17 protein-coding genes and 1 pseudogene are annotated in these 25356 nt (G+C 67.3%); 12 read left to right on the top strand and 6 right to left on the bottom strand.

What is annotated here, in order from left to right; genetic code table 11:
- Positions 1-49: 49 nt before the first annotated feature.
- The 3 genes from folD to M2165_RS23890 all read right to left on the bottom strand — a co-directional run bounded on the left by folD (position 50) and on the right by M2165_RS23890 (position 4146).
- Positions 50-901 (bottom strand): bifunctional methylenetetrahydrofolate dehydrogenase/methenyltetrahydrofolate cyclohydrolase FolD, encoded by an 852-nt coding sequence (gene folD, locus M2165_RS23900; RefSeq protein WP_280817055.1) that lies wholly within the window; start codon positions 899-901, stop codon positions 50-52.
- Positions 902-976: 75 nt separating this feature from the next.
- Complete coding sequence (locus M2165_RS23895; RefSeq protein WP_280817054.1) at positions 977-1609, bottom strand: response regulator transcription factor; 633 nt, start codon at positions 1607-1609, stop codon at positions 977-979.
- On the bottom strand, positions 1606-4146 hold the full coding sequence (locus tag M2165_RS23890; protein WP_280817053.1) for a PAS domain S-box protein: 2541 nt from the start codon (positions 4144-4146) through the stop codon (positions 1606-1608). The genes M2165_RS23895 and M2165_RS23890 overlap by 4 nt, the downstream gene beginning before the upstream one ends.
- 205 nt (positions 4147-4351) lie before the next feature.
- Here M2165_RS23890 and aceE point away from each other — a divergent pair, with 205 nt between their 5' ends.
- The 4 genes and pseudogenes from aceE (at position 4352) to lpdA (M2165_RS23870) (ending at position 11282) form a co-directional block, all read left to right on the top strand.
- Complete coding sequence (gene aceE, locus M2165_RS23885) at positions 4352-7066, top strand: pyruvate dehydrogenase (acetyl-transferring), homodimeric type (RefSeq protein WP_280817052.1); 2715 nt, start codon at positions 4352-4354, stop codon at positions 7064-7066.
- 42 nt (positions 7067-7108) lie between these two features.
- Positions 7109-8789 (top strand): annotated as a pseudogene (gene aceF / locus M2165_RS23880) (dihydrolipoyllysine-residue acetyltransferase).
- Positions 8790-8859: 70 nt separating this feature from the next.
- Positions 8860-9453 carry an MFS transporter gene (locus M2165_RS23875; RefSeq protein ID WP_280817051.1) on the top strand — a complete coding sequence of 198 codons (594 nt, stop codon included), beginning with the start codon at positions 8860-8862 and terminating at the stop codon, positions 9451-9453.
- On the top strand, positions 9450-11282 hold the full coding sequence (lpdA, locus tag M2165_RS23870; RefSeq protein WP_280817050.1) for a dihydrolipoyl dehydrogenase: 1833 nt from the start codon (positions 9450-9452) through the stop codon (positions 11280-11282). The genes M2165_RS23875 and lpdA (M2165_RS23870) overlap by 4 nt, the downstream gene beginning before the upstream one ends.
- 64 nt (positions 11283-11346) lie before the next feature.
- Here the strand turns inward: lpdA (M2165_RS23870) and M2165_RS23865 are convergent, their stop codons facing one another.
- Positions 11347-11913, bottom strand: coding sequence for a C40 family peptidase (locus tag M2165_RS23865; RefSeq protein ID WP_280817049.1), 567 nt, complete (start codon positions 11911-11913; stop codon positions 11347-11349).
- 241 nt (positions 11914-12154) lie between these two features.
- On the opposite strand from M2165_RS23865, the gene M2165_RS23860 reads away from it, so the two are divergent.
- Positions 12155-13288, top strand: a complete 1134-nt coding sequence (locus M2165_RS23860; RefSeq protein WP_280817048.1) for a PQQ-dependent sugar dehydrogenase — start codon at positions 12155-12157, stop codon at positions 13286-13288.
- A 21-nt stretch (positions 13289-13309) separates the two neighbouring features.
- On the opposite strand, the gene M2165_RS23855 is transcribed toward M2165_RS23860, so the two are convergent.
- On the bottom strand, positions 13310-14107 hold the full coding sequence (locus M2165_RS23855; protein ID WP_280817047.1) for an alpha/beta hydrolase: 798 nt from the start codon (positions 14105-14107) through the stop codon (positions 13310-13312).
- Between the two features lie 107 nt (positions 14108-14214).
- On the opposite strand from M2165_RS23855, the gene M2165_RS23850 reads away from it, so the two are divergent.
- The 7 genes from M2165_RS23850 to M2165_RS23820 all read left to right on the top strand — a co-directional run bounded on the left by M2165_RS23850 (position 14215) and on the right by M2165_RS23820 (position 24480).
- A complete protein-coding gene (locus M2165_RS23850; RefSeq protein ID WP_280817046.1) occupies positions 14215-14817 on the top strand; it encodes an isochorismatase family protein in 603 nt (200 codons plus the stop codon).
- A 149-nt stretch (positions 14818-14966) separates the two neighbouring features.
- Entirely contained in the window at positions 14967-16874 is a 1908-nt protein-coding gene (locus tag M2165_RS23845; protein WP_280817045.1) for a propionate--CoA ligase, read from the top strand.
- A 185-nt stretch (positions 16875-17059) separates the two neighbouring features.
- Positions 17060-19936, top strand: a complete 2877-nt coding sequence (locus M2165_RS23840; RefSeq protein WP_280817044.1) for a 2-oxoglutarate dehydrogenase E1 component — start codon at positions 17060-17062, stop codon at positions 19934-19936.
- Positions 19937-19990: 54 nt separating this feature from the next.
- The gene (gene odhB, locus M2165_RS23835; protein WP_280817043.1) at positions 19991-21259 is read left to right on the top strand and encodes a 2-oxoglutarate dehydrogenase complex dihydrolipoyllysine-residue succinyltransferase; all 1269 of its coding nucleotides are present in this window, start codon (positions 19991-19993) and stop codon (positions 21257-21259) included.
- Positions 21260-21274: 15 nt separating this feature from the next.
- Entirely contained in the window at positions 21275-22705 is a 1431-nt protein-coding gene (lpdA, locus tag M2165_RS23830) for a dihydrolipoyl dehydrogenase (protein WP_280817042.1), read from the top strand.
- A gap of 12 nt (positions 22706-22717) precedes the next feature.
- Positions 22718-23818 carry a cell division protein ZapE gene (gene zapE / locus M2165_RS23825; protein WP_280817041.1) on the top strand — a complete coding sequence of 367 codons (1101 nt, stop codon included), beginning with the start codon at positions 22718-22720 and terminating at the stop codon, positions 23816-23818.
- The gene (locus tag M2165_RS23820) at positions 23815-24480 is read left to right on the top strand and encodes a hypothetical protein (protein ID WP_280817040.1); all 666 of its coding nucleotides are present in this window, start codon (positions 23815-23817) and stop codon (positions 24478-24480) included. Before zapE ends, M2165_RS23820 begins: the two co-directional genes overlap by 4 nt.
- Before the next feature lie 21 nt (positions 24481-24501).
- Here M2165_RS23820 and M2165_RS23815 read toward each other — a convergent pair whose 3' ends face one another.
- The gene (locus M2165_RS23815) at positions 24502-25269 is read right to left on the bottom strand and encodes a protein phosphatase 2C domain-containing protein (protein WP_280817039.1); all 768 of its coding nucleotides are present in this window, start codon (positions 25267-25269) and stop codon (positions 24502-24504) included.
- Positions 25270-25356 lie beyond the last annotated feature (87 nt).

Raw genomic sequence — 25356 nt, 5'->3', positions numbered from 1 at the left:
CCTTGAGGGGGAGGCGGCTACACGAAGTGAGCAGGCAACGGGGTGGTCCTTATCTGGCGGCGCGTTCGGCGGCTTCAAGGGTGTTGGCGAGCAGCATGGCGCGCGTCATCGGGCCGACGCCGCCCGGCACGGGCGTGATCCAGCCGGCCACTTCCTTGACGCCGTCGAAGTCCACGTCGCCGGCGAGCTTGCCGTCTTCCTTGCGGTTCATGCCGACGTCGATCACGACCGCACCCGGCTTCACCATGTCGGCCGTCAGCAGGTTGCGCTTGCCCACGGCGGCGACGATGACGTCGGCCTGCCGCGTGATGGCACCGAGGTCCTGCGTGGCGCTGTGGCAGATGGTCACCGTGGCGCTCTTCGCGAGCAGCATCATGGCCATCGGCTTGCCGACGATGTTGCTGCGGCCGATGACGACCGCATGCTTGCCGCGCAGGTCGTAGCCGATCGATTCGAGCATCTTCATGCAGCCGTAGGGCGTGCAGGGCCAGAAGCCCGGCGCGCCGGTCATCAGCGCGCCGGCGCTCGCGACGTGGAAGCCGTCGACGTCCTTGGCGGGCGAGATGGTCTCGATGACCTTCTGGCTGTCCATGTGCTTCGGCAGCGGCAGCTGCACGAGGATGCCGTGCACCTTCGGGTCGTCGTTGAGCGTGCGGATGCGCGCCAGCAGGTCGGCCTCGCTCATGTCGGCCGGATAGGTCTCGAGCGTGGCCGCGAGCCCGGTCTGCGTGCTGTCGTTGACCTTGTGCCTGGTGTAGACCTGGCTCGCGGGGTCTTCGCCCACGAGGATGATGGAAAGGGCGGGATTGACGCCGCGCGCCTTGAGCGCAGCGGTGCGGCCGGCGACTTCGGCGCGAATGGTTTGGGCGAGGGCGTTGCCGTCGATCAGTTGGGCGGTCATCGGATTCGATTTTCCAAGTAAAAACGCCCGCTTGCGCAGGCGTGTGAAATGGGCGTCGCTATCGCGGGGATAGCGTCAGGCCTTGGCCGCGGGCGCGGCCTGTCCAAGCGCGATCTTGAGCAGATCGGCGACGGTGTTCGCGTTGAGCTTTTCCATGATGTTGGCGCGGTGCGCCTCGACGGTCTTGATGCTGATGCCGAGGTCGTCGGCGATCTGCTTGTTGAGGCGGCCGGCGACGATGCGCTCGAGCACCTGCGCCTCGCGGCCGGTGAGCTTGGACAGCAGCGCGTCGCGGCTGGCCGATTGCTGGTGCTGGGTGAAGGCGCCGCGCGCGTGTTCGAGCATGCGTTCGACGAGGCTGACGAGTTCTTCGTCGTTGAAGGGCTTCTGGATGAAGTCCATCGCGCCCTTCTTCATGCTGTCGACCGCCATCGGCACGTCGCCGTGACCGGTGATGACCATGATCGGCAGCGGGGAGCGTCGCTCGATGAGCCGGTCCTGCAGTTCGAGGCCGGTCATGCCCGCCATGCGGATGTCGACGATCAGGCAGGCGACTTCGCGCGGGTCGTAGCGGGAGAGGAAGGACTCGGCCGAATCGAAACATCGCACCCGGTAGTCCTTGCCTTCGAGAAGCCATTGCAGCGAATCTCGTACGGCCTCGTCGTCGTCGACGACATAGACAGTGCCCTTCTTCGGAATCAAACTCATGCAGGTACCTTTGCCTCGTCGCTTGCTACCGAACTGGTAGCGTCCAACACCGGAATCCAGAAGGAAAAACGGCATCCGATCACATCCGGGCCATTGTAGATGTTCTCCGCCTGCATCCGGCCGCGGTGCGACTCGACGATGGTGCGGCAGAGATTGAGCCCGATGCCCATGCCTTCGGGCTTGGTCGAGAAGAAGGCTTCGTAGAGCCGGTCCATCACTTCGGGCGCAAGGCCCTTGCCGGTGTCCTGCACCGAGAACTCGATGGCGTTGTGGCCTTCGATCACCTTGGGCAGCACGCGCAGCTCGACGCTGCGCCGCGCGAGGGGGCGCTCGGCGATGTCGATCGCCTCGGCGGCATTCTTCAGCAGGTTGACCAGCACCTGCTCGATCAGGATCGGGTCCACCTGCACCACGGGCAGCCGCGCGGCCACGTAGTGGTTGAGCCGCACGTTGCGGCGCCGCAATTCGATGCCCGCCAGCTCCACCGCTTCGCTGACCATGGTCGAGACATCGGCCGCGGTGCGGTTGGGCTCGCTGCGCTTCACGAAGGAGCGGATGCGCTGGATGATCTGGCCGGCGCGCTGCGCCTGCTTGGAGGTCTTCTCGAGCGCCGCGAGCAGGGCCTCCGTGTCGATCGCCTGGCCCTTGAGCCGCGACATCATGCCGTTGCAGTAGTTGGTGATGGCCGTGAGCGGCTGGTTGAGCTCGTGCGCCACGCTCGACGCCATTTCGCCCATCGTGATGAGCCGGCTCGCGGCCTGCGCGCGGTCGGCCTGCGCGGCGGCCTGCTCCTCGGCGTCGCGGCGCGGCGTGATGTCGGTCGCGATCACGAGCTGCGCGAGCCGCCCGTCGACCCAGGTCAGGTAGCGCGAGCGCACCTCGAGCCACTTGCCGAGGTGCGGCACGAAGATCTCGTTGTTGGCGGTCTGTGCCGCGGTCAGCGTGTCGATCGGCAGGCCGGCGTAGGGATCGACGTCGTCGAGCCCTTCGTCGTGCGCGTTCGACGCGGGCACGCCGGCCTGCGCCACCATGCCGAGGTGGCCCACCGTGTCGGAGCCGAACCAGAGCCGGTACAGCTTGTTCGCGAACAGCAGCTCCTCGCTGCCGATCGGCGCCACCGACACCGCCGCGTCGAGCGCCTCGAGCACCGTGGTGAAGCGTTCGTACGAGGCCGAGAGCTGCTCGCGGATGCGCGTGGGCTCGGTGATGTCGGTCATCGAGGTCATCCAGCCGGTCTGGTGGCCCTTCGCGTCGATCAGCGGCGAGACGTAGAGCCGGGCGTTGAACACCGTGCCGTTCTTGCGCTTCACCCGCACCTGGAAGCCGCCCGGGAGCGCGCGCCCGTGCAGCTCTTCCTCCAGCCGCTCGTTCATCACTTCGCGGTCGGATTCGAGCCAGTAGGGGAAGGGCGGCGACTGGCCCACCAGCTCGGCCTCGCTCCAGCCCGTCATCGCGCAGAAGGCGGCGTTCACGTAGGTGATGCGTCCCTGCAGGTCGAGCACGCGCATGCCGGTGAGCATGGAGTTCTCCATCGCGCGGCGGAAGTTGGTCTCGGCGACCAGCCGCTGCTGCGCCTGCTGGCGCCGGCGCGTATGGCGCCAGGTGCCGATCAGCATCCAGCTCGTGAGCACGCTGAGCGCGCAGACCAGCCAGAACAAGCCGTTGCCCACCACGCCCTGCGAGGTGCGGTACGCCTGCGCCCGCAGCACCAGCGCATTGCCGACCGGCGAGACCGGCACCTCGTATTCGTTGGTCCGCTCGGGCCAGGGCAGCAGCCGCGTGCCGCCTTCGCGCAGGTTGGCGGTGTTGCCGGCGAGCACGCTGCCCTTGGCATCGAGCAGCGAGACGGCATAGCGCGCCTGCACTTCCGAGGGCATGCCGTAGCGCAGCAGCCCGTCGACGGAGAACTCGCCGAGCACCACGCCCGCGAACAGGCCCTGGTCGAAGAGCGGGATGTGCAGCTGAAGCATCGCTGTCGGATCGCCACCCGCCATCGGCTGCGAGAACACCGGCTGGCGCAGCTCGCGCGCCAGGGCGTAGTTGCTCTCGATCTCGCCGGGGCGCAGCACGTCGCCGATCAGGTGCTGCTGCGCCGGGTGCACGCTCGGTGCCGAATAGCCGGCCTTGAAGCGGCGCCGGTCGTCGATCCAGGTGACCGTCTGCAATTCGGGAAACTGGCTCACCAGCGACTCCGCGCGGCTCGCGAACTCGACCGGGTCGATCTCGCGGTTGGACGCGTCGCGCGCGAGGCGCATCAACTGCTCCTGCCGCTCGAGCAGGCGCAGGCGCATGCGCTGCTGGGCGTATTCGACGTCGCGCCGCACCGACTCCTGCTCGCGTTCGACCTCCTCAGTGCGCAGGTACCAGAAGGCGGAGACGATGGCCGCGAGAAACAGCAGCACCGCCGCGATCGGCGCGAGCATGGCGACGGCGTCCTGCAGCACCGGCGTCTGCCGGCGCCACCAGCGCCGCCACCAGGAGAGGACGGACACGTTCACGGCGCTGCGGGCGGCCGCCAGCGGGGAGGAAAAGGGCATCTTTCGAGTTTAGGTGAAGCCCTTTGCCATCACGGCGGAAAAGATTGGTGACATTGATGACGGCGCGGTCGGCCCTGCCCGGAAATATCACATTGAGAAATCGCCATGCACGATTTGGAATAGAAGTATTTCTATGAGAAACTCCGCCGCGTTCAACGCCCCGGCGCACTTAAATTACAGCCACAGCCCTAAAGGAGAGACAAGCATGTCGGCAAATCCCGAGAACCTCTTCGGTTCCGCCGCGAACGACGCGGACAGCCAGGAGACCCGTGAATGGATGGATGCTCTGTCCTCCGTGATTCAGAGCGAGGGGCCTGAGCGGGCTCATTTCCTGCTGGAGCAGCTCCTCGAGCACGCACGGCAGAACACCGTCGACATGCCGTTCTCGGCCAATACGGGCTACGTCAACACGATCGAGCCCTCGCAGGAGGCCCGCAGCCCCGGCAACCTCGAGATCGAGCAGCGTCTGCGCGCCTACATGCGCTGGAACGCGATGGCGATGGTGGTCAAGGCCAACCGCCACCACCCGGCCGAAGGCGGCGACCTCGGGGGCCACATCGGCTCCTTCGCCTCGCTGGCCAGCATGTTCGGTGCGGGCTTCAACCACTTCTGGCACGCCGAGAGCGAAGGCCACGGCGGCGACCTGCTCTACATCCAGGGCCACGTCTCGCCCGGCATCTATGCGCGCGCCTACCTCGAAGGCCGCCTCTCCGAAGAGCAGCTGCTCAACTTCCGCCAGGAAGTGGATGGCAAGGGCCTCTCCAGCTACCCGCATCCGAAGCTGATGCCCGAGTTCTGGCAGTTCCCCACCGTCTCGATGGGCCTGGGTCCGCTGATGGCGATCTACCAGGCGCGCTTCCTCAAGTACCTGCACGCGCGCGGCATCGCCAACACCGAGAACCGCAAGGTCTGGGTGTTCTGCGGCGACGGCGAAATGGACGAGGTCGAATCGCTGGGCGCCATCGGCCTGGCGGCGCGCGAGAACCTCGACAACCTGATCTTCGTCATCAACTGCAACCTGCAGCGCCTCGACGGTCCGGTGCGCGGCAACGGCAAGATCATCCAGGAGCTCGAAGGCGAGTTCCGCGGCGCGAACTGGAACGTCATCAAGCTGATCTGGGGCAAGGGCTGGGACGCCCTGCTCGAAAAGGACCACGACGGCGCGCTGCGCAAGATCATGATGGAGTGCAACGACGGCGACTACCAGGCCTTCAAGGCCAACGACGGCGCCTACGTCCGCAAGAACTTCTTCGGCCGCGATCCGCGCACGCTCAAGATGGTCGAGCACATGACCGACGACGAGGTCTGGAACCTGCAGCGCGGCGGCCACGACTCGCAGAAGGTGTACGCCGCCTTCCATGCGGCGCAGAACCACAAGGGCCAGCCGACGGTGCTGCTCGTCAAGACCGTCAAGGGCTTCGGCATGGGCAAGATCGGCGAGGGCAAGAACACGGTCCACCAGACCAAGAAGCTCAACGACGACGACATCAAGGCCTTCCGCGACCGCTTCAACATCCCGATCCCGGACAGCCAGATCGCCGACCTGCCGTTCTACAAGCCGGCCGACGACACGCCCGAGATGAAGTACCTGCACGAGCGCCGCAAGGCCCTCGGCGGCTACCTGCCGCACCGCCGCACCAAGGCCGACGAGAGCTTCACCGTGCCCTCGCTCGAGACCTTCAAGGCGGTGATCGAGCCCACGGCCGAGGGCCGCGAGATCTCCACCACCCAGGCCTACGTGCGCTTCCTCACGCAGCTGCTGCGCGACAAGGCGCTCGGCCCCCGCGTGGTGCCGATCCTGGTGGACGAAGCCCGCACCTTCGGCATGGAAGGCCTGTTCCGCCAGATCGGCATCTACAACCCGCATGGCCAGCAGTACACCCCGGTCGACAAGGACCAGGTCATGTACTACAAGGAAGACAAGGCCGGCCAGATCCTGCAGGAAGGCATCAACGAAGCCGGCGGCATGTCGAGCTGGATCGCGGCCGCCACCTCGTACAGCACGAACAACCGCATCATGGTGCCGTTCTACGTGTACTACTCGATGTTCGGCTTCCAGCGCATCGGCGACCTAGCCTGGGCGGCGGGCGACATGCAGGCGCGCGGCTTCCTGCTCGGCGGCACCTCGGGGCGCACCACGCTCAACGGCGAAGGCCTGCAGCACGAGGACGGCCACAGCCACATCCTCGCGAACACCATTCCCAACTGCGTGAGCTACGACCCCACCTTCTCGCACGAAGTGGGCGTGATCCTGCACCACGGCCTGAAGCGCATGGTCGAGCGCCAGGACAACGTGTTCTATTACCTCACGCTGCTCAACGAGAACTACCCGATGCCCGGCCTGCAGCCCGGCACCGAGGAGCAGATCATCAAGGGCATGTACCTGTCGAAGCAGGGCCCCGCACTCAAGGCGAAGGCGCCGACCGTGCAATTGCTGGGCAGCGGCTCGATCCTGCGCGAGAGCTTCTTCGCGCAGGAACTGCTCGAGAAGGACTGGGGCGTCTCGGCTTCGGTCTGGAGCTGCCCGAGCTTCAATGAGCTGACGCGCGACGGCCAGGACGCCGACCGCTGGAACCTGCTGCATCCGAGCGAGACGCCGCGCGTGCCCTTCGTGACCGAGCAGCTCTCGGGCACCACCGGCCCGGTCGTCGCGTCGACCGACTACATGAAGGCCTACGCCGAGCAGATCCGTCCGTTCATCCCGAAGGGCCGCACCTACAAGGTGCTCGGCACCGACGGCTTCGGCCGCAGCGATTTCCGCAGCAAGCTGCGCGAGCACTTCGAGGTCAACCGCCACTACATCGTGCTGGCGGCGCTCAAGGCGCTCTCCGAGGACGGCACCGTGCCGGTGGCGAAGGTCGCCGAGGCGATCAAGAAGTACGGCATCAACGTCGACAAGATCAACCCGCTCTACGCGTAACAACAACCACCACGAACGCCTTCGGGGCGGGAGACACACAACATGGCAGCAGTGGAAGTCAAGGTGCCGGACATCGGCGATTTCGATGAGGTCGCGGTGATCGAGGTGCTGGTGAAGGTGGGCGACACGGTCAAGGCCGAGCAGTCGCTCATCACGGTCGAGTCGGACAAGGCGTCGATGGAGATTCCGTCGTCGGGCGCCGGCGTCGTGAAGGAGATCAAGGTCCAGGTCGGCAGCAAGGTGAAGGAGGGCTCGGTGGTGCTCGTGCTCGAGGCCGACGCAGCGGCCGGCGCCGCCGCACCGGCGCCGGCACCCGCGCCGGCCCCTGCGGCCGCAGCACCGGCCCCGGCCCCGGCCGCAGCGGCGCCTGCCCCGGCCGCCGCACCCGTCGCCGCCGGACCGGTCGAGGTCAAGGTGCCCGACATCGGCGATTTCAAGGACGTGGCAGTGATCGAGCTGCTCGTGAAGCCCGGCGACACCATCGCGGCCCGAGCAGTCGCTGATCACGGTGGAGTCCGACAAGGCTTCGATGGAGATTCCCTCCTCGGCGGCCGGCGTGCTCAAGGAGCTCAAGGTCAAGGTCGGCGACAAGGTCAACATCGGCGATCTGATCGCGGTGCTCGAAGGCGCCGCGGGTGCGGCCGCACCGGCACCCGCCCAGGCGACCGCGGCCGCCCCGGCCACGGCGAGCGCGAGCGCCCCCGCGGCGCCGGCAGCTGCGGCCACGCCCGCGGCCAGCCCGGCCGCCGCCGCGCCGCACGATCCCACCACCGCGCCCAAGGGCAACCTGCCGCACGCATCGCCTTCGGTGCGCAAGTTCGCGCGCGAACTCGGCGTGCCGCTCGAAGAGGTGAAGGGTTCGGGGCCCAAGGGCCGCATCACGCAGGAAGACATCCAGAACTTCACCAAGGCCGTGATGAGCGGCCAGGCCACTACCAAGGCCTCGGCCGCGAAGGCGCCGGCAGGCGGCGGCGGTGCGGATGGCGCGGCGCTCGGCCTCATTCCCTGGCCGAAGGTCGATTTCACGAAGTTCGGCGCGGTCGAGCGCAAGGACCTCTCGCGCATCAAGAAGCTCAGCGGCGCCAACCTGCACCGCAACTGGGTGATGATCCCGCACGTCACCAACAACGACGAAGCCGACATCACCGAACTCGAGGCCTTCCGCGTCTCGACCAACAAGGAAAACGAGAAGTCCGGCATCAAGGTCACGATGCTGGCCTTCGTGATCAAGGCCGTGGTCGCGGCGCTGAAGAAGTTTCCCGAGTTCAACACCAGCCTCGACGGCGACCAGCTGGTCTACAAGCAGTACTTCCACATCGGCTTCGCGGCCGACACGCCCAACGGGCTGGTGGTGCCGGTGCTCAAGGATGCCGACAAGAAGGGCATCCTGCAGATCAGCGCCGAGATGGGCGAGCTCGCCAAGAAGGCGCGCGACGGCAAGCTCGGCTCGGCCGACATGCAGGGCGGCTGCTTCTCGATCAGTTCGCTAGGCGGCATCGGCGGCACGCACTTCACGCCGATCATCAACGCGCCGGAAGTGGCCATCCTCGGCCTCTCGAAGAGCGCGATGAAGCCGGTGTGGGACGGCAAGCAGTTCGTGCCGCGTCTCACGCTGCCGCTGTCGCTGTCGTACGACCACCGCGTCATCGACGGAGCCCTGGCTGCGCGCTTCAATGCCTACCTGGGCCAGGTGCTCGCGGACTACCGTCGCATCCTGCTATGACCGCCCGGGCACCTGCGGTGCTCCCCGCCGGGGGGGACGGCTTCCCTGGGGCGGCCCGGCGGGAGGCCTCATGACCACCGTGGTGGCCGTCCGCAAAGGCGGCCAGGTCACGATGGCGGCCGACTCGCTGGTGACCTTCGGCGACACGCGGCTTTCGCACCGCGCCGAGGCGAACCAGAAGATCTTCACCATCGAGGATGCGGCCGGGCAGAGCCTCTTCGCGGTCGCCGGCGCCGCGGCGCACTTCCTGGTGCTGCAGCATGCGCTGGCCGCGCAGCCGCGCGAGGCGCTGCTGTTCGGCAGCAAGCACGAGATCTTCCGCACCTTCACGCTGCTGCACCCGGTGCTCAAGGACGCGTTCTTCATGCAGACCAAGGAAGACGACCATGAGCCCTACGAGTCGAGCCAGTTCACGATGCTGATGGCCAACGCCAGCGGCATCTACGGCATCTACAGCTACCGCGAGGTGTTCGAGTTCAAGCAGTTCTGGGCCATCGGCTCGGGGCGCAGCTTCGCGCTCGGCGCCATGCATGCGGCCTACGACATCAAGTCGCGCAGTTCGCGCGAGGTGGCGGAAGCGGGCATCGCCGCCGCCTGCGAATTCGATCGCAATTCGGCCCCACCGGTCGACGTTCTCACACTCAAACTGAAAGTGTCCAAATGAGCGAACAACAAATCAAGGTGCCCGACATCGGCGACTTCGACGAAGTCGCGGTGATCGAGGTGCTCGTCAACGTCGGCGATACGGTCAAGGCCGAGCAATCGCTCATCACGGTCGAATCGGACAAGGCGTCGATGGAGATTCCCTCGTCCGCGGCCGGCGTGGTGAAGGCCCTGGCCGTCAAGGTCGGCGACAAGGTCAAGGAAGGCTCGGTGGTGCTGACACTCGAAGTCGACGGCGCCGCCGCGCCCGCCCCGGCCGCCGCTGCGCCGGCCCCCGCGGCTGCCGCGGCTGCCGCGCCGGCACCGAAGGCCGCACCGGCCCCGGCGCCTGCCGCAGCGCCGGCTGCATCCAGCTACGGCGGCAAGGTCGACGTCGAATGCGACGTGATCGTGCTCGGCGCCGGGCCGGGCGGCTATTCGGCGGCCTTCCGCGCCGCCGACCTGGGCCTCAAGGTGGTGCTGATCGAGCGCTATGCCACGCTCGGCGGCGTGTGCCTCAACGTGGGCTGCATCCCCTCGAAGGCGCTGCTGCACGTGGCCGCGGTCATGGACGAGGTCAAGCACTTCGCCGACCTGGGCGTGAGCTTCGGCGCGCCGACGGTCGACCGCACGAAGCTGCTCGGCCACAAGAACAAGGTGGTGGGCAAGCTCACCGGCGGCCTCGCGGCCATGGCCAAGATGCGCAAGGTGACCGTGCTGCGCGGCGTCGGCAACTTCGTCGATCCGTACCACATCGAGGTGGAGGAAACCTCGGGCACGGGCTGGGACACCACGGGCAAGAAGCAGACGGTGAAGTTCCGCAACGCGATCATCGCCGCGGGTTCGCAGGCCGTGAGCCTGCCCTTCATGCCGAAGGATCCGCGCGTGGTCGATTCGACCGGCGCGCTCGAGCTCGGCACGGACCCCAAGCGCATGCTGATCCTCGGCGGCGGCATCATCGGCCTCGAGATGGGCACGGTGTATTCCTCGCTCGGCGCGCGGCTCGACGTGGTCGAGATGCTCGACGGCCTGATGCAGGGCGCCGACCGCGACCTCGTCAAGGTCTGGCAGAAGATGAACGCGCCGCGTTTCGACAACATCATGCTCAAGACCAAGACCGTGGGCGCCGAGGCCACGAAGGACGGCATCAAGGTCAGCTTCGAGGGCGAGAACGCGCCCAAGGAGCCGCAGGTCTACGACCTGGTGCTGCAGGCCGTGGGCCGCAGCCCCAACGGCAAGAAGATCGGTGCCGAGAAGGCCGGCGTGACGGTGAGCGACCGCGGCTTCATCCCGGTCGACATCCAGATGCGCACCAACGTGCCGCACATCTTCGCCATCGGCGACATCGTGGGCCAGCCGATGCTGGCGCACAAGGCGGTGCACGAGGCCCATGTGGCGGCCGAGGTGATCGCCGGCGAGCAGAAGGGGGACCGCGAGCTGTCGAGCGCCGCCTTCAATGCCCGCGTGATCCCGAGCGTGGCCTACACCGACCCCGAAGTGGCCTGGGTGGGCCTGACCGAAGACCAGGCCAAGGCCGAAGGCGTCAAGGTCAAGAAGGGCCTGTTCCCGTGGAACGCCTCGGGCCGCGCGATCGCCAACGGCCGCGACGAAGGCTTCACCAAGCTGCTGTTCGATGCCGAGACGCACCGCATCCTCGGCGGCGGCATCGTGGGCACGCACGCGGGCGACATGATCGGCGAGATCGCGCTCGCGATCGAAATGGGCGCCGACGAGGTCGACATCGGCAAGACCATCCATCCGCATCCCACGCTCGGCGAGAGCATCGGCATGGCGGCGGAAGTAGCGCACGGCAGCTGCACCGACCTGCCGCCGCAGAAGAAGGCGGCCTGACGGGCAAAGAAAAATCCCGCCGAGAGGCGGGATTTTTTTTGTGGGGGTGGCGGGCGCAGGCGGCTCAGTTGCCCGTGCTCTTGATTTCTTCGGCGGCCGGGGTTCCGGCCAGCACGCGGCGGGCGCCGTCGAAGCGGCGGCTCCAGTAGCTGCCGTTCATGTCTTCCACCCGCACCTGGGCGCCCGAGCGCGGCGAGTGGATGAACTTGCCTTCACCGACATAGATGCCGACGTGGCTGAAGGCGCGGCGCATCGTGTTGAAGAAGACCAGGTCGCCGGGCTTGAGCTGGCTGCGATCGATCTTCTCGGTGGCGGCGGCTTGCTCTTCGGCGCGGCGCGGCAGCACGTGGCCGAGCGTCTGGTTGTACATGGCGCGGACGAAGCCGCTGCAGTCGAAGCCGGACTCGACCGTGTTGCCGCCGCGGCGGTAGGGCACGCCCAGGAACCCGATGGCCGTGACCACGAGATCGGAGGTGCGTTCGGCGACGGTCTGGCGGACCTGCTGCAATTGTCCGATCAGGCCCTTGTCGGCCAGCAGCCGGGCCAATTCGTCATCGGATCGATCCTGTTGAGGGGCGGCCTGGACAGCTACGGCGAACAGGAGGGAAGCGGGTAGGACGAAAAAACGCATGGCGCGTAGGATATGGATGACGTGCGGTTATGTCAATTTAACCCGAATTCGCGAATGTACACGCAAACCGTTGATTTCCCTCAAGATTTTTGATTCGGCCAAAGAAAAAGTGTAACGGTCGACGTTTATGCGGCATAAGCGGTTGGGTGCAAATGGGCTTTCGGCCACCCAGTGAATTCGCTAAATGCTTCGATCCGGCGCCCAATTAGCGGCAAGATTGCTCGAACTTTCTGGAATCAGCATGAAACTGCAGCAAAAGGCATTACGCGCGCTCCTCGGGAGCCTCATCGGCCTGGCAGGACTGGGCCTGACCGCCCCCGCGTTCGCCCAGGTCCGCGCCGAAACCGTCGCCACCGGTCTGCAGAACCCCTGGGGCGTGGCCTTTCTTCCCGAAGGGCGCTACGTGGTCACCGAGCGGGCGGGACGGATGCGCCTGATCGGGGCCGATGGCCGGCTCGGCGCGCCGCTGGCCGGACTGCCCGCGATCGCGGCGGGCGGGCAGGGCGGTCTGCTGGACGTGCTGGCCGATTCCGAATTCGAGAAGAACCGCACGCTGTACTTCTGCTTCTCGGAGCCCGAGGCCGGCGGGGGTTCCGCGAACGGCACGGCGCTGGCGAGCGCGCGGCTTTCCGGCGACGCCACGAAGCTCGAGAACCTGCGGATCCTCTTCAGCCAGCAACCCAAGGTCACGAGCCGCAACCACTTCGGCTGCCGCATCGTGGAGGCGCGCGACGGAACGCTGTTCCTGACGCTCGGCGATCGCTACAGCCGCAAGGACGATGCGCAGAAGCTCGACAACCACATCGGCAAGGTGGTGCGCATCGCCAAGGACGGCACCGCGCCGAAGGACAACCCCTTCGTCGGCCGCCCGGGCGCCTTGCCGGAAATCTGGAGCTACGGCCACCGCAACGGCCAGGGCGCGGCCCTCGCGCCCGACGGCCGCTTCTGGATGACCGAGCACGGTCCCCAGGGCGGCGACGAGATCAACGTGCCGCAGGCCGGCCGCAACCACGGCTGGCCGGTGATCACCTACGGCGAAAACTATGGCGGCGGCAAAATCGGCGAGGGCATCACCGCCCGGCAGGGCATGGAGCAGCCGCTGCATTACTGGGTGCCCTCGATCGCGCCCTCGGGCATGGCCTTCCTGACCAGCGACCGCTACGGCGCGGCATGGAAGGGCAACCTCTTCGTGGGCTCGCTCAAGTTCGGCTACCTCGACCGCATCGAACTGAAGGACGGCAAGGTGGTGGCCGAGCACAAGCTCCTGGCCGACCGCGGCGCGCGCGTGCGCGACGTGAAGCAGGGGCCCGACGGCTGGCTGTACGTGCTGACCGACGAATCCGACGGCAAGCTGCTGCGGCTTCGGCCGGATTGACGCCGCGCCGAGGCGGCGCGCTCAGCCGGGGCAGCCCGGCAGCGGCAGCGTCGGCAGCATGCGGCGCCAGATCCGCGTCCATTCGGGCCAGTCGTGGCCGCCCTCGGTGGTGAACACGCGGTCCGCCGGCAGCGCCGCGGCCAGCAACCGGTGGCTGAACGCAAAACGGTCGTCGACGCCATAGCCCAGGTAGAGCGGCGGCTGGGCACCGAAGCCGGCGGTGCGGCCGGCGTAGCCGCGCAGCCATTGCCAGAGCTGGGTTTCGTTTGGCCGGCGCGGATCGCTGCCGGGCGGATCGCCCAACGGTCCGGTCCAGCGCGCGAGCCCGCCGGCATTGGCGATGTCGGCGGCGAGGGCGCGCTCGCCGAGGTAGGGCGCGATGGTCACCAGGCCCGCGAGCGCACCCGGGTGCGTCTGTGCGTAGAGCAGCCCGCCGAAGCCGCCGATGGAAATGCCGACGATCCAGACCGCCTTGTAGCCTTGGGCGCGTGCGGGTGCGATCACGTCCTGATCCAGGCGGACGAGGATGGTGCGGTCGTTGTAGTAGCCGAGGTGCGCATCGACCAGCATCGCGTCGACCGCGAGCCGGCTGTCCTGGAGCGCACGGACGAAGCCTTCGCGCACGAACTCGTCGGGCTGCGAGTACGCGCCGGGCAGCAGCACGAGCAGCGTGTCGGCATGTGCCGTGCAACTGCTCTTCTCGAGGCTGCTGCCGAGCGGCGCCCCGCCGCTGCGCAACCCGCCGCAACCACCGATGGCGATCGCCGCGCAAAGGGCCAGAATCGTGGACAGGCGGCGGTGCGGAAGGATCTGCGGCATCCGCGCAGTCTAGGGGCGCGGCCGGTCGGCCGTGTCGTCGGCCGAAGCGATCCTTTCGGTGGTACGGTCGGGCCGGTCCAACTCCTTCTGAAGAAAGAATTCCGTTCATGCTGCTCGACGCTTCCCAATCGCAACTCGTGCTGGTCGACTACCAGGCGCAATTGATGCCTGCGATCTTCGAGGCCGAAGCCGTCGTTCAGAACGCAGTGCGCCTCGGCAGGATGGCGCGCTTGTTCGGCGTGCCGGCATGGGGCACGGAACACAACCCGTCGAAGCTCGGCGAAAACGATGCCGAGATCCGGAAGCTGTGCCAGCGCACCCTGTCCAAGATGCATTTCAGCGGCGTGGAGGAGGGCCTCGGCGAATGGCTGCGCGTGCCGGCAAAGCCGCCGCAGGGCAATGCCCGCAGCCTACCCAAGCATCTGCAGAAGCCCGCCGCCGCGCCCGAGGAGCGCAACAGCATCGTGATCGCGGGCTGCGAGGCGCATGTCTGCCTGCTGCAGACCGCGCTCGACCTGCTGGAAGACGAATTCGAGGTCTGGGTCGTGACCGACGCCTGCAGCGCACGCACCGAGCGCAACCGCGATGCCGCCTTCGACCGCCTAGCGGGCGCGGGCGCCGAACTGGTGACCACCGAGATGGTCGGGTTCGAATGGCTGCGCACCGCCGAGCATCCGGCTTTCTCCGAACTGCTTGCGCTGATCCGCTAGCGCCGGTCGGCAGGTTCCGGCGTTGGTGGCGAGGGCCGGCACCGATCGCGCCGGCTGTCAGCTTGCCGCAAGATCGGTCTCCATAATTATGAATTCAGTTTCGGTGGCAACGTCCGCCGGCGCCAGAAGAACTTCAGGAGACAAGCCCGATGAGCCGCTACGAAGAGTTTTATCGCCAGTCCATCGATGCGCCCGAGGCCTTCTGGGCCGAGCAGGCGAAGCTGATCGACTGGCAGGTGCCGCCGCAGCAGATCCTCGACGCGAGCAACCCGCCGTTCGCGCGCTGGTTCGTCGGCGGCACGACCAACCTGTGCCACAACGCGGTCGATCGGCATCTCGCGGCGCGCGGCGACCAGCCGGCGCTGATCTTCGTTTCCACCGAAACCGGCACCGAGAAGACCTACAGCTTCCGGGAACTGCATGCCGAGGTGCAGCGCACCGCCGCCAGCCTGATAGAACTCGGCGTGGGCCGGGGCGACCGGGTGCTGATCTACATGCCGATGATTCCCGAGGCCGCTTTCGCGATGCTGGCCTGCGCACGCATCGGCGCCATCCATTGCGTGGTGTTCGGCGGCTTTGCGAGCGGCTCGCTCGCCAGCCGGATCGAGGATGCCGAGCCCAAGGTGATCGTCAGCGCCGATGCGGGCTCGCGCGGCGGCAAGGTGATCGCGTACAAGCCGCTGCTCGACGAAGCGATCCGCCTGTCGAGCCACAAGCCTTCGGCGGTGCTGCTGACCGACCGCGGGCTCGCGCCGATGCAGCTGACACCGGCGCGCGACCATCTCGCGAGCGCGCTGCGCGAAAGGCACCTGAACGCGCAGGTGCCCTGCACCTGGCTTGCCGCCACCGACATCAGCTACACCATCTATACCAGCGGCACCACCGGCCGGCCCAAGGGCGTGCAGCGCGACGTGGGCGGCTATGCCGTGGCGCTGGCGGCGAGCATGAAGCACATCTTCGACGGCCGCGCCGGCGAGACCTACTTCTCGACCAGCGACATCGGCTGGGTGGTGGGCCACAGCTACATCGTCTACGGTCCGCTGATCGCCGGCATGGCCACGCTGATGTACGAGGGCCTGCCCACGCAGGGCATCGACGGGCAGCCCGACGGCGGCATCTGGTGGCGCCTGGTCGAGAAATACAGGGTGACGGTGATGTTCAGCGCCCCCACGGCCGTGCGCGTGCTCAAGAAGCAGGACCCGGCGCTGCTGAAGAAATACGACCTCTCGAGCCTGCGCGCGCTCTTCCTCGCGGGCGAGCCGCTCGACGAGCCGACCGCGCGCTGGATCAGCGAAGGCCTGGGCGTGCCGATCATCGACAACTACTGGCAGACCGAATCGGGCTGGCCGATCATCACCATCGCCAACGGGGTGGAGCAGAAGCCGAGCAGGTTCGGCAGCCCCGGTGTGCCGATGTACGGCTATCGCATCAAGATCCTGCACGAAAGCACCGGCGAGGAGCTCACGGGCGCCAACGAGAAGGGCGTGGTCGTGATCGAAGGCCCGACGCCGCCGGGCTTCATGCAGACGGTGTGGCGGGACGATGCGCGCTTCGTCGACACCTACTGGAAGAGCGTGCCCGGCAAGATGGTGTATTCCACCTTCGACTGGGGCATCCGCGATGCGGACGGCTATTTCTACATCCTCGGCCGGACCGACGACGTGATCAACGTGGCCGGCCACCGCCTCGGCACGCGCGAGATCGAGGAGAGCATCTCGGGGCACCCGAACGTGGCGGAAGTGGCGGTGGTGGGCGTCGCCGACGCGCTCAAGGGGCAAGTGGCGATGGCCTTCGTGGTGCCGCGCGACGGCCGCGCCGCGAGCGATGCCGATGCGGCGCTGCAGCTCGAGGGCGAGATCATGAAGCGCGTGGCCGACCAGCTCGGCGCGCTCGCGCGCCCCGCGCGCGTGCGCTTCGTGAGCGGCCTGCCCAAGACGCGCAGCGGCAAGCTGCTGCGGCGCGCGATCCAGGCGGTCTGCGAGCAGCGCGACCCCGGCGACCTGACCACCATCGACGACCCCGCGACGCTGCAGCAGATCAAGCAGCTGCTTTCCTGACCTGAGGGGGTGCTCCGCGCCCCTTGCACAACCGCGTTCGACCGTCATATGGTGAACGTGGCACAATGCCGAAGTACTCAGGCCCTTCCCCAGCCACAGTCGCATCCGCCAACCGGTTCAGCCGTGTCGCGGAAGGTTTCTTAACCAGCTAATGCTTCCTTCAGGGAAGCGAAGGTCAGCGGATCATGAGCGATTCCTCCACGCCCTCGGCGTACACCGCCTATCAGGGCAACACCTACCTCTTCGGCGGCAATGCGCCCTATGTCGAGGAGATGTACGAAAACTACCTCGCCAACCCCGGCAGCGTCCCCGACAACTGGCGCACCTATTTCGACGCGCTGCAGAACGTGCCCGCCGTCGACGGTTCCAACACCCGCGACGTGCCGCACCAGCCCGTCATCAACGCCTTCGCCGAGCGTGCCAAGCAGGGCACGACCAAGGTGGTCCAGGCCAGCGGCGCCGATTCCGAACTCGGCCGCAAGCGCACCGCCGTCCAGCAGCTGATCGCCGCCTATCGCAACGTGGGCGCACGCTGGGCCGACCTCGATCCCCTGAAGCGCACCGAGCGTCCCGCCATTCCGGAACTGGAGCCCTCGTTCTACGGCTTCACCGACGCCGACCTCGAGACGGTGTTCAACACCAGCAACACCTTCTTCGGCAAGGAGACCATGTCGCTGCGCGACCTGCTCAATGCCCTGCGCGAGACGTACTGCGGCACCATCGGCGCCGAGTACATGTACACCACCGACCAGAACCACAAGCGCTGGTGGCAGCAGAAACTCGAGAGCGCGCGCACCAATCCCCAGCTCTCGGCCGACCAGAAGAAGCACGTGCTGAGCCGCCTCACGGCCGCCGAAGGCCTCGAGCGCTTCCTGCACACCAAGTACGTGGGCCAGAAGCGCTTCTCGCTCGAAGGCGGCGAGAGCTTCATCGTCTCGATGGACGAGCTGATCAACCAGGCCGGCGTCCGCGGCGTGCAGGAAATCGTCATCGGCATGGCCCACCGCGGCCGCCTCAACGTGCTGGTCAACTCGCTCGGCAAGATGCCGGCCGACCTGTTCGCCGAGTTCGACCACACCGCGCCCGAAGACCTGCCGAGCGGCGACGTCAAGTACCACCAGGGCTTCAGCTCCGACGTGACCACCCCCGGCGGTCCGGTGCACCTGAGCCTGGCCTTCAACCCTTCGCACCTCGAGATCGTGAACCCGGTGGTCGAGGGCTCGGTGCGCGCCCGCATGGACCGCCGCGCCGACCCGCAGGGCAAGCAGGTGCTGCCGGTGCTCGTGCACGGCGACGCGGCCTTCGCAGGCCAGGGCGTCGTGATGGAAACCCTGGCGCTGGCCGAGACGCGCGGCTACTTCACCGGCGGCACGGTGCACATCGTCATCAACAACCAGATCGGCTTCACCACCAGCGACCCGCGCGACAGCCGCTCGACGCTGTACTGCTCGGACATTGTGAAGATGATCGAGGCGCCGGTGCTGCACGTGAACGGCGACGATCCCGAAGCCGTGGTGCTCGCCACGCAGCTCGCCCTCGAATTCCGCATGGAGTTCCAGAAGGACGTGGTGGTCGACATCATCTGCTTCCGCAAGCTGGGCCACAACGAGCAGGACACCCCCTCGCTCACCCAGCCGCTCATGTACAAGAAGATCGCCCAGCATCCCGGCACGCGCAAGCTGTACGCCGACAAGCTGGCGACGCAGGGCCTGGGCGACACGCTCGGCGACGACATGGTCAAGGCGCAGCGCGCCGCCTTCGACGAAGGCCGCAACACCGTCGACCCGGTGCTCACGAACTTCAAGAGCAAGTACGCCGTCGACTGGAGCCCCTACCTCAACAAGAAGTGGACCGACGCGGCCGACACCGCCATTCCGCTGAGCGAGTGGAAGCGCCTGGCCGAGCGCATCACGGCCGTGCCGCAGGGCTTCACCGTGCATCCGCTGGTGAAGAAGGTGCTCGACGACCGCGCAGCCATGGGCCGCGGCGACGTGAACGTCGACTGGGGCATGGGCGAGCACATGGCCTTCGCCTCGCTCGTCGCCAGCGGCTACCCGGTGCGCCTCTCGGGCGAGGACAGCGGCCGCGGCACGTTCACGCACCGCCACGCCGTGCTGCACGACCAGAACCGCGAGAAGTTCGACGAAGGCACCTACGTGCCGCTGCAGAACGTGGCCGAGAACCAGGCGCCGTTCGTCGTCATCGACTCGATCCTCTCCGAAGAAGCCGTGCTGGCCTTCGAGTACGGCTACGCCTCGAACGATCCGAACACGCTCGTGATCTGGGAAGCCCAGTTCGGCGACTTCGTGAACGGCGCGCAGGTGGTGATCGACCAGTTCATCGCCTCCGGCGAAGTGAAGTGGGGCCGCGTCAACGGCCTCACGATGATGCTGCCGCACGGCTACGAAGGCCAGGGCCCTGAGCACAGCTCGGCGCGCCTCGAGCGCTTCATGCAGCTGTCGGCCGACACCAACATGCAGGTGGTGCAGCCGACCACGGCCAGCCAGATCTTCCATCTGCTGCGCCGCCAGATGGTGCGCAGCCTGCGCAAGCCGCTGATCATCATGACGCCGAAGTCGCTGCTGCGTAACAAGGACGCGACCTCGCCGCTGTCCGAGTTCACCAAGGGCGGCTTCCAGACCGTGATCCCGGACAGCAAGGGCCTCAAGGCCGAGAAGGTCAAGCGCCTGATCGCCTGCTCGGGCAAGGTCTACTACGACCTGGCCAAGAAGCGCGAGGAGCGCGGCGACGAGGACGTGGCGATCATCCGCGTCGAGCAGCTCTATCCGTTCCCGCACAAGGCCTTCGCCGCCGAGATCAAGAAGTACCCGAATCTCGTCGACCTCGTCTGGTGCCAGGACGAGCCGCAGAACCAGGGCGCCTGGTTCTTCGTGCAGCACTACATCCACGAAAACATGCAGGAAGGCCAGAAGCTCGGCTACTCCGGCCGTGCCGCTTCGGCATCGCCTGCAGTCGGCTATTCGCACCTGCACCAGGAACAGCAGAAGGCGCTGGTCGATGGCGCGTTCGGCAAGCTCAAGGGCTTCGTGCTGACCAAGTAAAACCCGTCCCCTTTCACACGAACACCCTTAAGAACAAAGCGGAGCTCACTCCAAATGTCCATCGTAGAAGTCAAAGTCCCCCAGCTTTCCGAATCCGTGGCCGAAGCCACCATGCTGACCTGGAAGAAGAAGGCCGGCGAAGCCGTCGCCGTCGATGAAATCCTGATCGAGATCGAGACCGACAAGGTCGTGCTCGAAGTGCCCGCGCCGTCGGCCGGCGTGCTGGCCGAGATCGTGCAGCCCGACGGCGCCACGGTGGTGGCCGATCAGGTGATCGCGAAGATCGACACCGAAGGCAAGGCCGGCGCCGCCGCGCCCGCGGCAGCACCCGCTGCGGCCGCACCGGCGCCGGCAGCCGCGCCGGCACCCGCTGCGGCTGCAGCCGCCACCGGCGGTGCGAAGTCCGACGTGGCCATGCCCGCCGCTGCCAAGCTGCTGGCCGACAACAACCTGAAGACCAGCGACGTGGCCGGCACCGGCAAGGACGGCCGGGTCACCAAGGGCGACGTGCTCGGCGCCGTGGCTTCGGGTGCCAAGCCCGCTGCCGCCGCCATTCCCGCGCCGGCCGCCAAGCCCGCGCTGCCGCAGGTCGCGGCACCGGCCGGCGCGCCGGACCTCGGCGAGCGTCCCGAGCAGCGCGTGCCGATGAGCCGCCTGCGCGCGCGCATCGCCGAGCGCCTGCTGCAGTCGCAGTCCACCAACGCGATCCTCACGACCTTCAACGAGGTCAACATGGCGCCCGTCATGGACCTGCGCAAGCGCTTCCAGGACAGCTTCACCAAGGAGCACGGCGTGAAGCTCGGCTTCATGAGCTTCTTCGTGAAGGCCGCGGTGCATGCGCTCAAGAAGTACCCGGTGCTCAACGCCTCGGTCGACGGCAACGACATCCTCTACCACGGCTACTTCGACATCGGCATCGCCGTTGGTTCGCCGCGCGGCCTGGTGGTGCCGATCCTGCGCAATGCCGACCAGATGAGCTTCGCCGACATCGAGAAGAAGATCGCCGAGTACGGCAAGAAGGCCCAGGAAGGCAAGCTCGGCATCGAGGAGATGACCGGCGGCACGTTCTCGATCTCGAACGGCGGCACCTTCGGCTCGATGCTCTCGACCCCGATCATCAACCCGCCCCAGTCGGCCATCCTCGGCGTGCACGCCACCAAGGACCGCGCGGTGGTGGAGAACGGCCAGATCGTGGTCCGTCCGATGAACTACCTGGCCATGAGCTACGACCACCGCATCATCGACGGCCGCGAAGCCGTGCTGGGCCTGGTCGCGATGAAGGAAGCGCTCGAAGACCCGTCGCGCCTTCTGTTCGACATCTGATCGGAGACGAAACAGATGGCCAACAAACAATTCGACGTCATCGTCATCGGCGGAGGCCCCGGCGGCTACATCGCCGCGATCCGCGCGGCGCAGCTCGGCTTCAACGTCGCCTGCATCGACGAATGGAAGAACGGCAAGGGCGGCCCGGCACCGGGCGGCACCTGCACCAACGTCGGCTGCATTCCCTCGAAGGCGCTCCTGCAGTCGTCGGAGCACTTCGAGCAGGCCGGCCACCACTTCGCCGACCACGGCATCAAGGTCGAGGGCCTGGGCCTCGACATCGACAAGATGCTGGCCCGCAAGGACCAGGTGGTGAAGCAGAACAACGACGGCATCCTGTACCTGTTCAAGAAGAACAAGATCTCGTTCTTCCACGGCCGCGGCTCGTTCGTGAAGACCGACGAGACCGGCTACGAGATCAAGGTCGCGGGCGCGGCCGAGGAGTCGATCAGCGGCAAGCACATCATCGTGGCCACGGGCTCCAACGCCCGCGCGCTGCCGGGCGCGCCCTTCGACGAGGAGAACATCCTCTCGAACGACGGCGCGCTGCGCATCGGCGCGGTGCCGAAGAAGCTGGGCCTGATCGGCTCGGGCGTCATCGGCCTCGAGATGGGTTCAGTGTGGCGCCGCCTCGGTGCCGAAGTCACGGTGCTCGAAGCGCTGCCGACCTTCCTCGGCGCGGTCGACGAGCAGATTGCCAAGGAAGCCAAGAAGGCCTTCGACAAGCAGAAGCTCAAGATCGAACTCGGCGTCAAGGTCGGCGAGATCAAGTCGTCGAAGAAGGGCGTGAGCGTGGCCTGGACCAACGCCAAGGGCGAGGCGCAGACGCTCGAGGTCGACAAGCTGATCGTCTCGATCGGCCGCGTGCCCAACACCATCGGCTTGAACGCCGAAGCGGTGGGCCTGAAGCTCGACGAGCGCGGCGCGATCGCGGTGGACGACGCGTGCAAGACCAACCTGCCCAACGTCTGGGCCATTGGCGACGTGGTGCGCGGCCCGATGCTCGCGCACAAGGCCGAGGAAGAGGGCGTCGCGGTGGCGGAGCGCATCGCCGGCCAGCATGGCCACGTCAACTTCAACACGATCCCGTGGGTGATCTACACCAGCCCCGAGATCGCGTGGGTCGGCCAGACCGAGCAGCAGCTCAAGGCCGCGGGCCGCGCTTACAAGGCCGGCACCTTCCCGTTCCTCGCCAACGGCCGCGCACGCGCGCTGGGCGACACGACCGGCATGGTCAAGTTCCTGGCCGATGCGGCCACGGACGAGATCCTCGGCGTGCACATCGTGGGACCGCAGGCGAGCGAACTGATCTCCGAAGCCGTCGTCGCGATGGAGTTCAAGGCCAGCGCCGAGGACATCGCGCGCATCTGCCATGCGCACCCGTCGCTGTCGGAAGCCACGAAGGAAGCCGCCCTCGCGGTGGACAAGCGGACGCTCAACTTCTGACGCGCTGATCCGTTGACCAGCGTCAAAGAGGCCTACGAGAGCGAACTCGCCGCGCGCGGGTTCAAGAGCGATCCAGCGCAACTGCGCGCCGTCGAGGCGCTGGATCGCTGCGCGAACGAGTGGGCGACCTACAAGGCGCAGCGGTCGAATGCGCTGAAGAAGCTCATCAACCGGCCGGAGCTCCCGCGCGGCGTGTACATGTACGGCGGCGTGGGGCGCGGGAAGAGCTTCCTGATGGATCTCTTCTTCAACGCCGTGCCGCTGCGGCGCAAGACGCGGCTGCACTTCCATGAGTTCATGCGCGAGGTGCACCGCGAACTGCGCGATCTGCAGGGCACGGTCAACCCGCTCGACGAGCTGGGGCTGCGGATCTCCAAGCGCTACAAGCTGATCTGCTTCGACGAGTTCCACGTCGCCGACATCACCGACGCGATGATCCTGCATCGGCTGCTGGTGTCGCTGTTCGACAACGGGGTGGGCTTCGTCACCACCTCCAATTTCAAGCCCGACGATCTCTACCCCGGCGGGCTGCACCGCGACCGCATCCTGCCGGCGATCGCGCTGCTCAACGAGAAGCTCGAAGTGCTCAGCGTGGACAACGGCACCGACTACCGGCGCCGCACGCTCGAGCAGTTGCGCATGTACCTCACGCCGAACGATGCGGCGGCCGAGAAGGAGATGCGCAAGGCCTTCGAGAAGCTGGCCGAGACGGCGGACGAGAGCCCGATCCTGCACATCGAGCAGCGCGAGATCCGCGCCCGCCGCAAGGCCGGTGGCGTGGTCTGGTTCGATTTCAAGACGCTCTGCGGCGGTCCGCGCTCGCAGAACGACTATCTGGAGATCGCGAGCCAGTTCCACACCGTGCTACTGTCCGACGTGCCGCACATGCCGGTGCGCATGGCGTCCGAGGCGCGGCGCTTCACCTGGCTGGTCGACGTCTTGTACGACCGCCGCTGCAAGCTCATCATGTCGGCCGAGGTCGCGCCGGAGGCGTTGTACACCGAGGGTCCGCTGGCGCACGAGTTTCCGCGCACGGTCTCCCGGCTCACCGAAATGCAATCGAGCGAGTTCCTCTCCCTGGAGCGCCGCATCGTCGACACCCGACTGACATGAAAAAAACCGTTCTCGCCGCGCTAATCGCACTGGGCAGCCTGCCCCTGTGGGCGCAGTCCAATGCGGCCGCGGGCAGCGCGGACTTCGAAACCGAACGCAGCCGGCTGTCCGCCGAGCGTGCGGCGATCGAGGCGCGCTTCGAGAAGGAGCGCGCCGCCTGCTACCAGAAGTTCGCCGTCGAGGACTGCCTGCGCGACAGCCGCAAGCGCCGCCGCAGCGAAACCGACCACATCAAGCGGCAGGAAGCGGCGATCAACGACATCGAGCGCCAGCGGCGCGGCGCGGCCGAGCTCGAGAAGCTCGACCGCAAGGCGGTCACGCCGCGGACCCAGGACACGCCCCAGCAGCAGGAAGAGGCGCGCAAGGCCCAGCGCGACCGCGAGCAGCGCGCCGCCGACCATGCCGCGAGCCGTGCCGCCACCGCGGCCGAGGCCGAGGAGCGCCGCCGTCAGTTCGAGGCCAAGCAGAAGGCGCAGGCCGAGGAGCAGGCCAAGGCCGCCCGCGAGCGCGCCGCGGCGCCGGCGGCGGTCGAGCGCTTCGAAGCCAAGCAGCGCCGCGCAGCCGAGCACCGGGCCGACCGCGAGCGGCAGAACGCCGAGCGCACCAAGCCGCGCGGCGCGCCGCTGCCGCCCGCACCGCCGGCCTCGGCGCCGGTCCGCTGAACCCGTCCCGGCCGCTGGCGCTCAGGCTTCCGGCAGCGTCTCGACCTTCAGCACCGCGATCGAGATGTTGTCGCCGGTGCCGCGGGCGCGCCGACGTGCCTCGCCCACCAGGATCTCCACCGCATCGCGCGGCGCCTCGGCGTGGAGCACGCTCGCCAGTTCCTCGTGGCTGAAGTAGTGCCAGAGGCCGTCGCTGCAGGCCATCAGCAGATCGCCGGGCTGCATCGCCGGGATGTAGTGGGGGTCGACCGGCGGCGGCGTCGTGGTCATGCCGAGGCACCCGAGCAGGATGTTGCCCTTGGGATGCACGTTCGCCTGCGATTCGGTGATCTCGCCGCGGTCGACCAGCACCTGCACGTACGAATGGTCGCGCGTGCGCGTGACGAGCCGGCCGTTCTGAAAGTGGTAGATGCGCGAATCGCCGGCGTGGATCCATGCGCAGTCGCCGCGCGGATTCATCAGGAAGGCCGCGAGCGTGCTGTGCGGCTCCTGCTCGCTCGACAGCGCCGTGAGCTTGATGACCGTGTGCGCGTCTTCCAGCAGCTGCCGCAGCACTGCGGCGGCGCTGTCGCGCTCGGGGTGGTAGCGCGTGAAGAGCTGGCGCGCCGTCATCAGCACCTGGTCGGAGGCCTTGCGTCCGCCGCTGCGCCCACCCATGCCGTCGGCGATCACGCCCAGCATGCAGCCGGGCACGCGCGGATGGCTCATCATCAGGACCTGGTCCTGCTGGTAGGGGCGGTCCCCCTTGTGGAGGCCGGTGGCGGCGGCGAGTCGAAAGCCTTGGGGCATGGGCGCGGCGCGCCGGGGGCGCGCGGTTCGTCTTCTCGTGGAATCGTTGCAGGACGTATTATCGAGTGAACATGAAGCTGCGCGCGG

Origin of the sequence: Variovorax sp. TBS-050B (genome assembly GCF_029893635.1) — a bacterium.
Classification (GTDB): Bacteria; Pseudomonadota; Gammaproteobacteria; order Burkholderiales; family Burkholderiaceae_C; genus Variovorax.
This window is presented reverse-complemented; position numbering and strand designations above follow the sequence as displayed.